The following is a 15575-nucleotide window of genomic DNA, read 5'->3' as shown; positions in this document are numbered from 1 at the left end:
TGTTTCGTTCAGTTTTCAAAGAACTACTCGGTCGCTCATTTGCGACTTCCTTATGTTAACATCTTCATGTTTCAATGTCAACTAAGTTTTTTATTTCGTTTGCCGCGTTCTGCGTTATTGCATCGGCGACTTGTCCTATATTACACCTCTATACTCTAATCGTCAACATATTTTTCTAAAAAAATATAAAAAGGCTTATTTCTTTTAAAATAAGCCTTTTTATCAAATATCATTCTATTCATTTATTATTTTTCTATAATTGGTAACGAGACGATAAACTGAATAATACCATCCTCATATTCTGCTCGAATACTACCACCTTGCAGCTCAACAATACTTTTCGCAATCGCTAATCCAAGTCCCGATCCTTCTGTTACTCTACTTCTAGATTGATCCTTCTTATAAAAACGTTCAAACAAACTCCCTAGCTCTTCTCTCGTAAACTCTTCACTATGATTCGCAATTACAATTTGTATATCCCGGCGCTGCCTTTGAAGAGAAACTTTTATCTCCCCATCATCTTTACTATACTTAATCGCGTTCATTAATAGATTATCAAATACACGTACCATCTTTTCCGAATCAACCGCTGCATAGGCACGTTCCTCAGGAAACTTCTTAACAAACGCAAGTCCATGCTCTTCTGCCTGCGGTACTAACTCTTCTATTAATTGCTCCAATAACTCATTTATACAAACCTCTTGTTTTTCTAATACAACTTGCTCATTTGTTAACTTCGTATACTCAAATAAATCTTCTATTAAATTCTTTAACTGCTCCGACTTCGCAAAAGCAATTCTCGTATACTCATCATGTTGTTCTTTATTTTCATATTTAGAATCTCGAAGTAATCGCAAGTAACCCATAATAGAAGTCAGTGGTGTACGCAAATCGTGAGATACATTCGTAATAAGCTCATTCTTTTGCTTCTCTAATTTACGTTCCTTTTCTATATTATTCATAAGCTCTTCTGCCATATTATTAATATTCTCAGTTAAAGACGCAATCTCGTCCTCACCTTTCTTCTCAATACGATACGCTAAGTTGCCTTTTTCTATTTCCTTTACACCTTGTGCCATCGCTTCAATTTGCTTCATCTTTCTCTTTGTTATATAGAAGAAAGAGAAAATAAATACGAGTACACCTATGCAAAATGGAAACGGCCCTTCTTGCGTATCATATATTACTTCACCTTCTGGAATCCCACTAACAAACATGTATAAATTCTTATCTTCTATTGTAATAGGTGCAAAAGCTATAAATTCTTTTCTTGTACTTTCAAATGCATCTTGGCCATTTGAATAGTTGATCGCAAATGATGCTGCATTACGAATCGTATTATGCAAATCAATTTGCTCTTCTTGCGCCTGCTTCGTTTTATATAAAACTTTACCGCTCTCGTCAGTAACCAATATTTTTAAAGCTCTAGGTCCTCGCTCTAAACTTTGGTTCTCCCTTTCGATCATATCGGATATAGCTTCTAATTTATTTTCATGAACCGAACTATTTGCCGCTCCTTGAGCTTGTTGATTAATCTCCTCCATACCAGCCCGATAATCGATCATCGCCTTCCGATTCGCATTCTCAAAAAACGGCGCTGCTGCCTTTGCTGACAAAAGACCTAATAGCGCACAAGCAGTAAACGCAGTAATAAGTTGAATTCGCACACTCCGTTTCACACTCTTCATTATCTTTCCAATTAATTCTCGAAATTTCCTAACATAAGTAAATGGATTAAATATCTTTTTCAATCTTATACCCCACTCCCCATACTGTTTTTATATATATTGGCTTCCTTGGATTCTCCTCAATCTTTTCACGCACTTTCCGAATATGAACCATTACCGTGTTATCCGACTGGAAAGATCTTTCGTTCCAAACCTTTTCATAAATTTGTTCCGCGCTAAAGACCATCCCCGGATTACGAGCTAGTAATTCTAAAATCGAAAATTCCCTCGGGGTCAGTTTCACTTCTTCTCCATCCACAATGACTGTATGAGTGGAGATGTTTATTTTCATCTCTCCAATTTCTAACTCGTCCTCATTTTGAAGAGCAAAACCATTCATCTTCATATAACGACGTAACTGAGATTTAATCCTTGCGATTAACTCTAACGGATTAAATGGTTTCGTTACGTAATCATCTGCACCTGTTGTTAATCCTAAAATTTTATCCATATCTTGCGTTTTCGCAGAAAGCATAATAATCGGCATTTCTTTCGATTCTCTTACTTTCATACACATATGAATACCATCTACCTTTGGCATCATAATATCTAATACGACTAGATGTACTTCATTTTCTTCTAGTAAACGTAATCCTTCTTCTCCGTCTCCTGCTTGCAACACTTTATATCCTTCATTCTTTAAATAGATTGTAATAAGATTTCTAATTTCTTTTTCATCATCTACGACAAGTATTGTTTCGTGCGCCACAATATCTCCCCCATCACTTTTTTAATCCCTAACTTCTATTATAGGAAAACTTCTGAAGAAAAACGCTCGGAAATCCTTAAGATTTTCTGAAGACGCAAAAAAGGTCTAGACTCCCCTTAAGTCTAGACCTTTCAAAAAACCCCTTTTATTTACGAACGTAGATGAAATATAGTACGAATAAAACTCCCATAACATACATAATTGGATGAATCTCTTTACGACGACCACTTACTACCATTGTAATTGGATAGAAGATAAACCCGATTGCAATCCCTGTCGCAATACTATACGTAAGTGGCATTGAAATGATTGTAAAGAATGCTGGTACTGCAATCTCGAATTTCTTCCAATCAATTTCGCCTAAAGATGAAACCATCAAGATCCCTACAATAATTAATGCTGGCGCTGTTACAGCTGGTGTTACAACGCTTAATAATGGCGAGAAGAATAGTGCCAGCAAGAAGAATCCTGCTGTTACAACTGCTGTAAATCCAGAACGTCCACCCGCTGCTACCCCTGCAGAAGATTCAATGTAAGACGTTGTTGTTGATGTACCTAAGATCGCACCGATTACAGTTGCAATCGCATCTGCAAATAATGCTTTTCCTGCACGTGGTAATTTATTGTTCTTCATTAATCCAGCTTGATTCGCAACCGCTACAAGTGTACCTGCTGTATCAAAGAAATCGATAAAGAAGAACGTTATAATAACAATCACCATTTGAACAGTGAAAATATCTCCGAAGTGAGTTAACGCCACACCGAACGTTGGTTCTAGACTCGGTATTGCTCCCACTACAGCTTTTGGAGTATCAATTAATCCTGTCGCTACTCCTAAAATTGCTGTAAGAATCATACCGTAGAACACTGCACCATTAACTTTCTTAATCATGAAGATGATTGTAGTAACAACCCCGAAGATTGCTAGTAACGTTGTGCCCTTTGTTAAATCCCCCAACCCAACAAGAACAGCATCATTTTTCACGATAATTCCGGCATTTTGGAAGCCAAGGAAGGCAATGAATAATCCGATACCTGCCGCTACTGCAAACTTTAACTCTGATGGAATTGCATTAATGATTTTTTCACGAATACCTGAAGCTGTAAGAATAATAAAGATAATACCTGACATTAACGTTCCAGCAATTGCTGTCTGCCATGGAATACCCATCGTTAACACTGCCGTATAAGCAAAGAACGCGTTAATTCCCATACCCGGCGCCAAAGCAATCGGATACTTCGCGAATATCCCCATAATTAACGAACCAATCGCTGCTGCTAATGCTGTAGCAACGAATACTGCACCCGGATCCATTCCTGTACCTGCTGGTAACCCTTTAACATTTCCAAGTGACAGCGTAGCAGGATTGACAAATAGTACATAAGCCATAGATAAAAATGTCGTTAAACCTGCTATGAACTCTGTTTTATAATTTGTACCGAGTTCATCAAACTGAAAATAGCGTTTCATCTTACGTTTCCCCCGTTATATGATTACTCGCCGTAATCTCCCTAGCCCTCTTTTATCTATTAAAAATAAAAAAGGCTTCCATTGCATATACATGGAAGCGTTCTATGAATAAAGACAAGTTTACCCTCATCTTTATCTAAACGCCTCGTAGTCAAGCCATTTACGGTAGCTAGGTAGAAACTTTCGGGCCATATCCCCGATATTATACGACGGCATAATATTCACTTTTCGTTTGAATTACATACTCATATTAACTCGATGAAGTAGTTTTGTCAATTTAAAAACGAACATTTTTACAAACTTTCGCATTTTCGTTCGTATTAAGAGCAAAACACAAAAGATCCATCTATGCATGAGCAATAGATGGATCTTTTTTTATAATACTATTCCCACTCGATAGTTGCTGGTGGCTTACTTGTTATATCATACACGATACGGTTAACGTGTTTTACTTCGTTTACGATACGTACAGAGATTTTCTCTAATACGTCCCAAGGGATACGTGCCCAGTCAGCTGTCATACCGTCGATAGATGTCACTGCGCGGATACCTACTGTGTAATCGTAAGTACGCTCATCACCCATAACACCTACGCTACGCATACCAGGAAGCGCAGTGAAGTATTGCCAAACTTCGCGGTCTAAGCCCGCTTTAATAATTTCTTCACGTAAAATCGCATCAGATTCACGAACGATTTCTAATTTCTCTTCTGTGATTTCACCTAATACACGAATACCAAGACCAGGGCCTGGGAATGGTTGACGCCATACAATTTCATCAGGAATTCCTAGTTCTGATCCTAATACACGTACTTCATCTTTAAATAACGTGTTTAAAGGCTCAATTAATTTGAACTGCATGTCTTCTGGAAGACCACCAACGTTATGGTGAGATTTAATTGTTTGTGCAGTTGCTGTACCACTTTCAACGATGTCTGTATAAAGTGTACCTTGCGCTAGGAAGTCCATTCCTTGTAATTTAGAAGCTTCATCATCAAATACGTAAATGAATTCATTACCGATGATTTTACGTTTTTGTTCTGGATCTTCTACACCTTTTAACTTGTTCATGAAGCGTTCTTGTGCATCCACTTTAATAACGTTCATGTGGAAGCCTTCGCTGAATGTTTTCATAACGCCTTCTGCTTCACCTTTGCGAAGTAAGCCGTGGTCAACGAAAATACATGTTAATTGATCGCCGATTGCTTTATGAATTAATACTGCTACAACAGAAGAGTCTACACCGCCGCTAAGTGCGCATAGTACTTTTTTGTCTCCAACAGTTTCACGGATTTTCTCTAATTCTACTTCGATAAAGTTCTCCATGTTCCATCCTTCAGAACAACCACATACGCCGAATACGAAGTTTTTAATTAAATCATTACCGTGCTCAGAATGACGTACTTCTGGGTGGAATTGTACACCGTATAAGTTTTTGTCTTCATTGCTCATACCAGCAATTGGACAAGACTCACTTGTTGCATCTACTACGAATCCTTCAGGTAAACCAGTTACTAAGTCACCATGGCTCATCCATACAACTTGCTCTTCTGGAAGGTTCGCATATAATTTTGATTCGTTCTCTACTTTAAGAACAGCTTTTCCGTACTCACGGTGGTTTGCACGTTCTACTTTCCCACCGAAGTGTTGCGTCATAAGCTGCATACCGTAACAAATACCGAAGATCGGTAATCCTAGTTCAAAGATTTTTTCATCACAATGTAATGCGCCTTCACCGTATACACTATTTGGTCCACCAGAGAAGATAATCCCTTTTGGATTCATTGCTTTAATTTCTTCTGCAGTAATTGTATGTGGATGAAGTTCACTGTATACACCGAACTCACGAATTCGACGTGCTATTAACTGATTGTACTGACTCCCAAAATCTAAAACGATAATTGTATCATGCTGCTTCTTCAAAATAATCACCCCAACGTTAGTTCTCGTATATAAATATTTTTACCAATTAGGCAAAAAGCATTACTAATATAATAAAAAAAGCCAGTCCTCCGCCTCTAGTCTCATAACAAAGAAAAGGCAGGGGTCTGGCTTTATAAAGAAAGATAGTCTTCCGCTCTTTATAAATATAAGACGCACTGCCTTCATAGTCAGGTTGTTTACGGTAACCCGGTAGAGACTCTCAAACCATATCATCGAGGATATATGAAGGATTTTTTTATATTATCTCCCTAGATTCTAACAATGAAGTATCGATATGGTCAAGAGAGAAAGCGACAAAATTCTACAGAAATTAATTTCCTTTTCTAAAAAACATAAAAAAACATCCATTTCTATATAGAAATGGATGTTTTTCGAGCAAACGGAATTACATCATTCCGCCCATACCGCCCATGCCCATGCCGCCCATGTCAGGCATTGCTGGTGCATTTGGTTCTGGCTTGTCAGCAACTACAGCTTCAGTCGTTAAGAACATAGCTGCAACAGATGCTGCGTTTTGAAGTGCAGAGCGAGTTACTTTAGCTGGATCTACGATACCAGTTTCAAGCATGTTAACCCACTCGCCAGTAGCTGCGTTGAAACCAACGCCTACTTTTTCGCCTTTTAGACGCTCTACAACTACAGATCCTTCTAGACCAGCGTTGATTGCGATTTGACGAACTGGCTCTTCTAGTGCGCGAAGTACGATGTTGATACCTGTTGCTTCGTCGCCTTCAGCTACGATAGAAGCTACTTTCGTGTATACGTTCATAAGTGAAGTACCACCACCAGCAACGATACCTTCTTCTACTGCTGCACGAGTTGAGTTAAGTGCATCTTCAATGCGAAGTTTGCGCTCTTTTAACTCAGTTTCAGTTGCTGCACCTACTTTAATTACTGCTACGCCACCTGCAAGTTTTGCAAGACGCTCTTGTAATTTTTCACGATCGAATTCAGAAGTAGTTTCTTCTAATTGCGCGCGGATTTGACCGATGCGAGCTTCGATTTGTTGTGAATTTCCGATACCTTCAACTACAGTTGTGTTTTCTTTCGTTACAACAACTTTACCAGCACGTCCTAAAGATTCAATTGTAGCAGATTTTAAGTCACGACCTAATTCTTCAGTGATTACTTCGCCACCAGTTAAGATTGCGATATCTTCTAGCATTGCTTTACGACGGTCACCAAATCCAGGAGCTTTAACAGCTACTACATTGAATGTACCACGAAGTTTGTTCACTACTAATGTAGCTAAAGCTTCGCCTTCTACGTCTTCAGCGATGATAAGAAGTGGTTTACCTTGTTGTACCACTTGCTCTAATACTGGTAAGATTTCTTGGATGTTAGAAATCTTCTTATCAGTAATTAAGATGTATGGGTTATCAAGAACTGCTTCCATTTTGTCAGAATCAGTAATCATGTAAGGAGATGCATATCCACGATCAAATTGCATACCTTCTACTACGTCTAATTCTGTTGTAAATCCTTTAGATTCTTCTAAAGTAATAACGCCGTCGTTACCAACGCGCTCCATTGCTTCAGCGATTAATTGACCTACTTCTTCGTCAGCTGCAGAAATAGCAGCTACTTGTGCGATAGAAGATTTGCCTTCGATTGGTTTAGAAATCTCTTTTAATTCTGCAATTGCAGCAGTAACAGCTTTTTCGATACCTTTACGAAGACCCATTGGGTTCGCACCAGCTGTTACGTTTTTAAGACCTTCACGAATCATAGCTTGTGCTAATACAGTTGCAGTTGTTGTTCCGTCACCAGCTACATCATTTGTTTTGCTAGCAACTTCTGCTACTAATTTTGCACCCATGTTTTCGAATGCATCTTCTAATTCGATTTCTTTTGCGATTGTTACACCATCATTTGTAATAAGTGGTGAACCAAATTTTTTCTCAAGTACAACGTTACGACCTTTTGGTCCAAGCGTTACTTTTACTGCGTTTGCAAGAGTGTCGACACCGCGAAGCATCGAACGACGTGCTTCTTCACTAAATTTAATATCTTTTGCCATAATAATTGACCCCCTTGAATTTTTTAAGATTTATATAATTAACCGATAACTGCTAAAATGTCACTTTCACGTAAAATCAAGTAGTCAGTACCTTCATATTTTACTTCAGTACCTGCATATTTTGAGAAGATGATAAGATCACCTGCAGCTACCTCTAGAGCAACACGCTCACCATTTTCAAGCACTCGACCAGTACCTACTGCAATAACTTTACCCTCTTGTGGTTTTTCTTTTGCAGTGTCTGGTAATACAATACCACTTGCTGTTTTTTCTTCTGCTTGAACAAGCTCAATTACAACGCGATCACCTAATGGCTTTAGCATGAACAATAACCTCCTCATTTTGTTATGTAAATTTTATTTATTAGCACTCAAGTCACCCGAGTGCTAACACACTTATAATAATAAATAATCTCAATTTCTTTTGCAAGTAAAAAAATCATAATTTTTTCGCAAATTAAGCTATACACTTTTCTATATAGAGTCCCTCTTCTTCTACCTTTACTATATGAATCGTTGTTTCCCCTATTCGTATGTTACAATATGAAAGGACACCCTAAGTTGTTTTCGCTATACACACAACTTTCTCCTGTCTTCTATTATAATTTCAAATAAGGATTTACGAAAAAAACATAATTTAAGCGAGGTTTATATCGTAGGTAGCATACTTACATGTTATCCTACCTTATCTCATACACTAGAGTTAGAAAGGATGGTTAAACCATTTGAAAAAACAATATTGGTGGGTTATCGTTACATACATTTTAATGCAGTTATCATCCATTGTTGGATTACCACTTCTGCTGAAAACTGGACTTTATGATAACAGGGGATTTACTAGAGAAGAGAAATTTCAACTCATAACTGGCCACTGGGCAATCATTAGCTTCTTTATTGCATTATGTATCGTACTTTGGTTACTTAGAACAGATATTCGTGACAGACGTTTAGATACAATGCGCTCTACTGTTCCAGCTACGATTGGTTGGATTTTTATCGGTTTCTTCCTAGCATTTTTCTCACAAAGTATTGCCGGTATGATAGAAATACGTGTATTAGGAATTAAACCTGGATCAGAAAATACAGCAAGACTTATGGATATCGCAAAAACGACACCTTGGTTCCTTATCGTTATCTCTATAATAGGACCTATTTTGGAAGAAATCGTATTTAGAAAAATTTTATTTGGTACACTTTATAAGAAGTTTAACTTCTTTATTGCTGCTATCATTAGTTCTCTTGTATTCGCAGCAATTCATTTTGATTTCACTCACTTATTGGTATACACTTCTATGGGACTCGTATTCGCCTTTTTATATGTAAAAACGAAGCGTATTATCGTCCCTATCGCAGCTCATGTTGCAATGAATACATTAGTTGCAGTTGCTCAAGTTTTAATGAGCAATGAACAAATTCAAGAAATGATTAAAGAAGCTGAAAAAATGCAAGGCTTTATCGGAGGATTTTTAGTATGAGGAACTCACCATTGTTCATGGCTGCATTGTACTTCCTTCTAGGATGTATCTTTACACGCTTCGCCATTACGAACGTAACAGATACAATCTGGAATATGTGGACAATACTATTTGCAGTTATGGCAACAATTGATTTTAATTTGGCACTTCGCCTTATCTTAGTTAAATTCACAAAGAAAAAACAATAATAAAACGCAGAGGTCGCTTCCTCTGCGTTTTATTGTGGATAATTCTTTAAAAAGTAAACAAGTGTTTGTAACTCTACCGCTAAATCAATATGGTGAATTCTTATATTATCTGACACATTTAAGCGCGCTGGTGTGAAATTTAAAATACCATGCACGTTCGTTTCTGCCAATCTATCTGCTACAGATTGTGCTACTGTAGCGGGTACTGTTAATATTGCCACTTGTATATCAGTTGATAAACGTTCTTCTAATTCATCTAAATGATATACAGGAATGCCCCCGATTTCTGTCCCGACTTTCTCTTCACTAACATCAAACGCCATTTCAATTTTTGTATTATTGTTTTTCGTGAAATTATAATGTAAGAAAGCGGTCCCTAAATTACCTACTCCAATAAGTGCTACACGTGTTATATCATCTTGGTCGAGTGTTTCACGGAAAAATGATAATAAATAATTTACGTTATATCCATAACCTTTTTTCCCTAACGCTCCAAAATATGAAAAATCTCTTCGAATCGTTGCGGAATCAACTTTTACCGCTTCACTCAATTCGGCTGATGAAACACGTTGCTTACCAGAAAGAGATAAGTTTTGGATAAATCGATAGTATAGAGGCAATCGTTTGGCAGTGGCCTGTGGAATTTTTTGCTGCTCCATATAACCTCTCCTCTCTTCCTATCTTTATTCATATACTTGAATCAAATACAGAAGTTTAGCACTCATGAATTTCCCTGTATAATAAAGAGAAGAAGTATTCTCTCTTTATTTTAAACTATACACTATTTTTAGTATGATTGAGAAATATAAACATGGCAAAGTTAAGAAATTATTTGAGGTGAAAACATTGATTTTATTACAAGTAAACGCGCTTACGAAATTATACGGTGCCGAAACGATTCTTGCAAACATAAAATTGGAAGTTCAAACGAAAGATCGCATCGCATTAGTCGGACGAAATGGGGCCGGAAAATCTACACTATTAAAAATAATAGCTGGTGAGCTATCTCATGATGGTGGCGAAATTATAAAACCAAAAGATGTCTCAATCGGATATTTAGCTCAAAATACCGGGTTAGAAACGTCTTTAACAATTTGGGATGAAATGTTAACCGTCTTTACACACTTGCAGCAAATGGAGACAAAACTTCGAAGGCTAGAGCAAGAGATGGGAAAAGAAGAAAACTTTTCAAACGAGGCTACATATGAAAGATTATTAGCTGATTATGACCAATTGCAATTAGATTATAAAGATCAAGGTGGATATCAATATGAAGCAGATATTCGCTCGATTTTAAGTGGTCTTGGCTTCCCAGTTGAAACGCACCAGACGACGATTTCTACATTAAGCGGTGGACAAAAAACACGATTAGCTCTTGGTAAATTATTATTAACGAAACCAGACCTACTTATTTTGGACGAGCCTACAAACCATTTAGACATCGAAACATTAACATGGCTTGAACAATATTTACAAGGCTATCCTGGCGCAATACTAATCGTTTCCCATGACCGTTATTTCTTAGATAAACTCGTTACACAAGTATATGAAATTTCGAATAAAGAAAGCAGACGATTTGTTGGTAACTACAGTAAATATTTAGACTTAAAATCAGCATTATACGAGCAAGAAATGAAACGTTATGAAAAACAACAAGATGAAATCGCTAAGCTTGAGGATTTCGTTCAAAAAAATATAGCGCGCGCATCTACGACAAAACGTGCTCAAAGCCGTCGTAAACAATTAGATAGAATGGAATTATTGACTAGACCATTAGGTGATTCTAAGTCAGCATCCTTCCACTTCGATATCGAAAAACAAAGTGGAAATGATGTTTTACAAGTAAAGGATGCAACTATCGGCTATGATGATGATCCGATTATTGAACATGTAACTATGCGCTTAACTCGCGGGGATAGCGTTGCTTTAGTTGGTCCAAACGGAATTGGGAAATCCACATTATTAAAATCACTTGTGAATAAGTTACCACTATTAAATGGTGATGTTTCTTTCGGATCCAATGTATCTGTTGGTTATTATGATCAAGAACAAGCAAACTTAACATCTTCTAAGCGAGTTTTAAATGAGTTATGGGATGAATATCCATTGCAGCCCGAAAAAGAAATTCGCACGATATTAGGTAACTTCTTATTCACAGGGGATGATGTACTAAAACCAGTATCTTCTCTTAGTGGTGGACAAAAAGCTCGATTAGCTCTTGCAAAACTTATGATGCAAAAATCAAATTTATTAATTCTCGATGAACCTACGAACCATCTTGATTTAAATAGTAAAGAAATTTTGGAGAATGCTTTAATTGATTATCCAGGCACCCTTCTATTTGTTTCACATGACCGCTACTTTATTAATCGTGTAACGACGACCGTTGTTGAGTTGTCAACAGAAGGTGCACAAGAGTATTTAGGCGATTACGATTACTATGTGGAGAAGAAAAATGAAATGATTGAACGTGCAGCATTTGAACAACAAGAACAGCAAGAAAACCAAGCACCTGTTCAAAAAACTGTAGCGCAAGAAAAATTAAATTATCTCGAAGAAAAAGAGCGTAAACAATTAGAACGTCAACGCACTCGAAAAATTGAGGAACTAGAACAAAATATTGTAGAATTTGAAGAAGAAATTGCTACGTTAGAAGATCAACTTTGCTTACCAGAAATATACGCAGATTATGAAAAGGCTAGTGAAATTACAACGAAAAAGCAAACACTACAAGAGCAACTTGATGCTTGTATGGCAGAATGGGAAGAATTACATTTATAAGAGTATGAATAAGAAGGATGTCTCATAAGTCGGGATTTTTGACTATGCGACATCCTTTTTATCTTCTAGCTGGGGTATAAACGATTCGACACGACATACCGATTTACCGACAAAGTTTGACAATGTTGGCTCGCCCCTATAATAAGGGTACATTTCAAAATGTTTTTTAGAGATATCTTCTTGCGATTTATTTCCCAAAAAAGAATACATTCAAAGGTCAGACTTCTTCTACTTTATCCACAGGTTTATACACATATCCACCTTTATAAAATAAACCCCAAAATAACTTTTCCACATTATCCACAACTTCCAAAAAAGTTATCAACATTTTATATACACAATAAAACCCACATTATCAACAGATAATATGGGTTTTATCCACAAGCTGTGGTTAATTTTGTGCATAACTATTCTTCAATATCTAATCCTGGATTTGCATTTAGAGCTAATGTAGCACGTTTTCCTTGTTCATATGCAATTGTACCTGCGGCTGCAATCATCGCTGCATTATCGGTACATAAAGATAGTGGAGGAATAATTAGCTCGATATTTTCTTTTGTCGCAAATTCCGCTTCCAAACGTGCGCGAAGTCCTTTATTCGCAGCTACTCCACCAGCAAGAAGCAGTTGCTTTACGTTATACGCTTCTGCTGCACGAGATGCTTTCGTTACAAGCACATCTATTACACTCGCTTGGAAACTTGCTGCTAAATCTTCCGGTGCAATTTCTATCCCGCGTTGTTTCGCGTTATGCACAGTGTTGATAACTGCTGATTTCAATCCACTGAAACTGAAATCATACGAATCAGGTTCTAGCCATGCACGAGGCAAATCGATTGTCGGTTCCCCTTCATGTGCAAGGCGATCAATGTGAGGACCACCTGGATATGGCATGGATAATGTTCGAGCTACTTTATCATATGCCTCTCCAGCTGCATCATCTCTTGTTTCACCAATCACTTCGAATGAACCATGTTCTTTCATATAAACAAGCTCCGTATGTCCACCAGATACAACAAGTGATAGTAGTGGGAATTGAACTTCTTTTACTAAACGGTTCGCATAAATGTGCCCAGCTATATGATGAACACCCACTAGAGGAATATCATGTGCAAAAGCCACTGCTTTCGCTGCATTTACCCCTATTAAAAGCGCTCCTACTAACCCAGGTCCTTCTGTTACAGCAATTGCATCAATATCATCAAATGTGATATTTGCTTCTTTTAAAGCTTCTTCTAACACAACTGTAATTTCTTCTACATGATGACGGGATGCAATCTCTGGTACAACTCCGCCAAAACGTTTATGACTTTCAATTTGTGATGCAACGACATTCGCAATAATTTCCGTTCCATTTTTAACAACTGCTACTGCTGTTTCATCACAACTTGTTTCAATACCAAGTATAATCGTATTTTTTTCCATTATATATTCACCCACATTACGAGACCATCTTCCTGATTGTCTGCATAGTATCGTTTACGAATTCCACCATTTTGAAATCCGTATTTTCTGTATAACTGTTTTGCTACTTCATTTGATACACGTACTTCAAGCGTCATCGTTTTTACCCCTAAATCTTTCGCTTCGGAAATAACTTCTTTCAATAAAGCATCCCCTAGCTTTTGACCTCTGTATTCTGGCAAAATAGCTACATTTGTTATATGTGATTCATCAATAATTATCCACAATCCACAATACCCAATTACACGACCATCTTTTTCTAGCACAACATAATGTGCATGTTCATTCGTCGTTAACTCACGGTGAAAGGCATCTGCAGTCCAAGGAGTTGAAAAAGACGCTTCTTCAATAGCTACAATTTGAGCGATATCATCGAGTTCCATCTTCCTAAATATCATATCCATCTTCTGCAAGCTCCTACTTGTTTTGACTTTCTAACCACTTTGTTTCAGCTTCAGCTAAACGAAGATAACTAGGAACAAATGAATGTACATCTTGTTCTTCTTTTTGTAACCCTAAGAAAGCTAACTCACTTGGTCTTGGGTTATTTTTAGTGAAGGGAGCAAATACAGCTTGGTTGCCTAAATGTTCGATAATCGTCTCTTTGTGCAGTTTAACATCGTTACCAATAAATAAAACAGGCTTTCCTGTATCTTTTAACATTTGCAACCAGTCTACAATAAGGATGATTCGGTCTTCTTCTATAGAAGTTAAATGCTCTCCTTCATATGTATATAACCCAGTATAAATTTGTCCGCGTCTTCCATCGAATAAAGGACAGATTAATCCATCAAAATTAGCACCGTTTGCAGCCACTACTTCTAAACTTGATACACCTACAATTGGTATTTGAAGTGACCAAGCTAATGTTTTTGCAGCTGTCACACCTATGCGAACACCTGTATATGATCCAGGTCCAGCAGCTACAACTATTTTAGTTAATTCTTTCGGTTTTACACCACATTCTTTTAACAATTTCTCTACAGCTGGCATAAGACGTACAGAATGGTTTTTTGTTAAGTTTGTAATGATTTCCCCAATTACGTTTCCTTCCTCAATAAGGGATACACCCATTACGTAATTTGAAGTATCAATTGCTAGTACTTTCATCTTGTAATAGCTCCTCACATAATCTAATATATCGATCTCCAATTGGCTCGAGTACAATTTTCCTTGTATCATCTCCAGCATGGAATAAACTAATTTGTAACTTCTCATTCGGTAAAAATGCTTCTATTAAATGAGCCCATTCTACTACGGTAATTCCTTCACCGTAGAAATACTCATCAAAACCTAAGTCCTCTTCACTTTCTGCTAAGCGATACACGTCCATATGATATAGCGGCAATCTCCCTTTATATTCTTTAATAATATTAAAGGTAGGACTATTTACAACTCTTTTCACTCCAAGACCTTTTGCTAGTCCTTTTGTAAAAGTTGTCTTACCAGCCCCTAGATCTCCTTCTAAAATAATTACATCTTGTGCCCCGACAAGTCCACCTAGTTTTTCTGATAATCTTTGTGTTTCCTCAGAAGAGTTTGTTGTTATTTCATATTTACTCACAGACTTCACCTACTTTACTCACAATGTTCTCTGCTCTTTATTATACAGGTTTTGAATATATAAAAAAGTCCTTAGGAGTTTTCCTAAGGATAGTTTGACTGTCTTTATTAGTTTTTTGTTAAAACAAATAAAAAAATACGAAACAACATGTTTCGTTCTTTTCTTTATATAAAATGGCGGTCCCGACCGGGGTCGAACCGGCGATCTCCTGCGTGACAGGCAGGCATGTTAACCA

Annotated in this window: 14 protein-coding genes and 2 riboswitches; of the genes, 3 read left to right on the top strand and 11 right to left on the bottom strand. The window is 37.2% G+C overall.

Features of this window, described 5'->3' with window-relative positions; translation table 11 throughout:
- Positions 1 to 245: 245 nt before the first annotated feature.
- From CER22_RS28860 to groES, 6 genes are all read right to left on the bottom strand, one after another.
- Entirely contained in the window at positions 246 to 1751 is a 1506-nt protein-coding gene (locus CER22_RS28860; protein WP_088610257.1) for a sensor histidine kinase, read from the bottom strand.
- Entirely contained in the window at positions 1735 to 2436 is a 702-nt protein-coding gene (locus CER22_RS28855; RefSeq protein WP_087981820.1) for a response regulator transcription factor, read from the bottom strand. The genes CER22_RS28860 and CER22_RS28855 overlap by 17 nt, the downstream gene beginning before the upstream one ends.
- 145 nt (positions 2437 to 2581) lie before the next feature.
- Positions 2582 to 3907 (bottom strand): NCS2 family permease, encoded by a 1326-nt coding sequence (locus CER22_RS28850; protein ID WP_000833097.1) that lies wholly within the window; start codon positions 3905 to 3907, stop codon positions 2582 to 2584.
- A 128-nt stretch (positions 3908 to 4035) separates the two neighbouring features.
- A riboswitch (purine riboswitch) is annotated at positions 4036 to 4137 on the bottom strand.
- Between the two features lie 153 nt (positions 4138 to 4290).
- Complete coding sequence (gene guaA / locus CER22_RS28845) at positions 4291 to 5829, bottom strand: glutamine-hydrolyzing GMP synthase (RefSeq protein WP_098133539.1); 1539 nt, start codon at positions 5827 to 5829, stop codon at positions 4291 to 4293.
- A gap of 165 nt (positions 5830 to 5994) precedes the next feature.
- Positions 5995 to 6096, bottom strand: a riboswitch (purine riboswitch).
- Between the two features lie 139 nt (positions 6097 to 6235).
- Complete coding sequence (groL, locus tag CER22_RS28840; protein ID WP_001029984.1) at positions 6236 to 7870, bottom strand: chaperonin GroEL; 1635 nt, start codon at positions 7868 to 7870, stop codon at positions 6236 to 6238.
- A gap of 38 nt (positions 7871 to 7908) precedes the next feature.
- Complete coding sequence (gene groES, locus CER22_RS28835; RefSeq protein WP_000917306.1) at positions 7909 to 8193, bottom strand: co-chaperone GroES; 285 nt, start codon at positions 8191 to 8193, stop codon at positions 7909 to 7911.
- Between the two features lie 401 nt (positions 8194 to 8594).
- On the opposite strand from groES, the gene CER22_RS28830 reads away from it, so the two are divergent.
- The gene (locus tag CER22_RS28830) at positions 8595 to 9344 is read left to right on the top strand and encodes a CPBP family intramembrane glutamic endopeptidase (RefSeq protein ID WP_088061491.1); all 750 of its coding nucleotides are present in this window, start codon (positions 8595 to 8597) and stop codon (positions 9342 to 9344) included.
- Positions 9341 to 9532: a YdiK family protein gene (locus CER22_RS28825; RefSeq protein ID WP_001246201.1), complete on the top strand. Its 192-nt coding sequence runs from the start codon at positions 9341 to 9343 to the stop codon at positions 9530 to 9532. Before CER22_RS28830 ends, CER22_RS28825 begins: the two co-directional genes overlap by 4 nt.
- Positions 9533 to 9561: 29 nt before the next feature.
- On the opposite strand, the gene CER22_RS28820 is transcribed toward CER22_RS28825, so the two are convergent.
- Positions 9562 to 10191 carry a redox-sensing transcriptional repressor Rex gene (locus CER22_RS28820; RefSeq protein WP_000437704.1) on the bottom strand — a complete coding sequence of 210 codons (630 nt, stop codon included), beginning with the start codon at positions 10189 to 10191 and terminating at the stop codon, positions 9562 to 9564.
- A 187-nt stretch (positions 10192 to 10378) separates the two neighbouring features.
- On the opposite strand from CER22_RS28820, the gene CER22_RS28815 reads away from it, so the two are divergent.
- Positions 10379 to 12313 (top strand): ABC-F family ATP-binding cassette domain-containing protein, encoded by a 1935-nt coding sequence (locus CER22_RS28815; RefSeq protein ID WP_218824981.1) that lies wholly within the window; start codon positions 10379 to 10381, stop codon positions 12311 to 12313.
- Between the two features lie 407 nt (positions 12314 to 12720).
- Here CER22_RS28815 and tsaD read toward each other — a convergent pair whose 3' ends face one another.
- Genes tsaD through tsaE form a run of 4 tightly spaced genes read right to left on the bottom strand, consistent with a single transcriptional unit; the run spans position 12721 to position 15340 of the window.
- A complete protein-coding gene (gene tsaD / locus CER22_RS28810) occupies positions 12721 to 13737 on the bottom strand; it encodes a tRNA (adenosine(37)-N6)-threonylcarbamoyltransferase complex transferase subunit TsaD (RefSeq protein ID WP_000414582.1) in 1017 nt (338 codons plus the stop codon).
- The gene (gene rimI / locus CER22_RS28805) at positions 13737 to 14180 is read right to left on the bottom strand and encodes a ribosomal protein S18-alanine N-acetyltransferase (protein ID WP_000367200.1); all 444 of its coding nucleotides are present in this window, start codon (positions 14178 to 14180) and stop codon (positions 13737 to 13739) included. Before rimI ends, tsaD begins: the two co-directional genes overlap by 1 nt.
- A 13-nt stretch (positions 14181 to 14193) precedes the next feature.
- Complete coding sequence (gene tsaB / locus CER22_RS28800) at positions 14194 to 14886, bottom strand: tRNA (adenosine(37)-N6)-threonylcarbamoyltransferase complex dimerization subunit type 1 TsaB (RefSeq protein ID WP_048542995.1); 693 nt, start codon at positions 14884 to 14886, stop codon at positions 14194 to 14196.
- Positions 14867 to 15340: a tRNA (adenosine(37)-N6)-threonylcarbamoyltransferase complex ATPase subunit type 1 TsaE gene (gene tsaE / locus CER22_RS28795; RefSeq protein ID WP_000049636.1), complete on the bottom strand. Its 474-nt coding sequence runs from the start codon at positions 15338 to 15340 to the stop codon at positions 14867 to 14869. Before tsaE ends, tsaB begins: the two co-directional genes overlap by 20 nt.
- Positions 15341 to 15575: the final 235 nt, after the last annotated feature.

Source organism: Bacillus sp. K2I17, assembly GCF_002209985.1.
GTDB lineage: Bacteria > Bacillota > Bacilli > Bacillales > Bacillaceae_G > Bacillus_A > Bacillus_A wiedmannii.
This window is presented reverse-complemented; position numbering and strand designations above follow the sequence as displayed.

Bases quoted from the DNA above. Each gene is read 5' to 3' on its own strand.
- CER22_RS28850 (WP_000833097.1), bottom strand. From the start codon at position 3,907: ATGAAACGCTATTTTCAGTTTGATGAACTCGGTACAAATTATAAAACA.
- groL (WP_001029984.1), bottom strand. From the start codon at position 7,870: ATGGCAAAAGATATTAAATTTAGTGAAGAAGCACGTCGTTCGATGCTT.
- groES (WP_000917306.1), bottom strand. From the start codon at position 8,193: ATGCTAAAGCCATTAGGTGATCGCGTTGTAATTGAGCTTGTTCAAGCA.
- CER22_RS28825 (WP_001246201.1), top strand. From the start codon at position 9,341: ATGAGGAACTCACCATTGTTCATGGCTGCATTGTACTTCCTTCTAGGA.
- CER22_RS28820 (WP_000437704.1), bottom strand. From the start codon at position 10,191: ATGGAGCAGCAAAAAATTCCACAGGCCACTGCCAAACGATTGCCTCTA.
- tsaD (WP_000414582.1), bottom strand. From the start codon at position 13,737: ATGGAAAAAAATACGATTATACTTGGTATTGAAACAAGTTGTGATGAA.
- rimI (WP_000367200.1), bottom strand. From the start codon at position 14,180: ATGGATATGATATTTAGGAAGATGGAACTCGATGATATCGCTCAAATT.
- tsaB (WP_048542995.1), bottom strand. From the start codon at position 14,886: ATGAAAGTACTAGCAATTGATACTTCAAATTACGTAATGGGTGTATCC.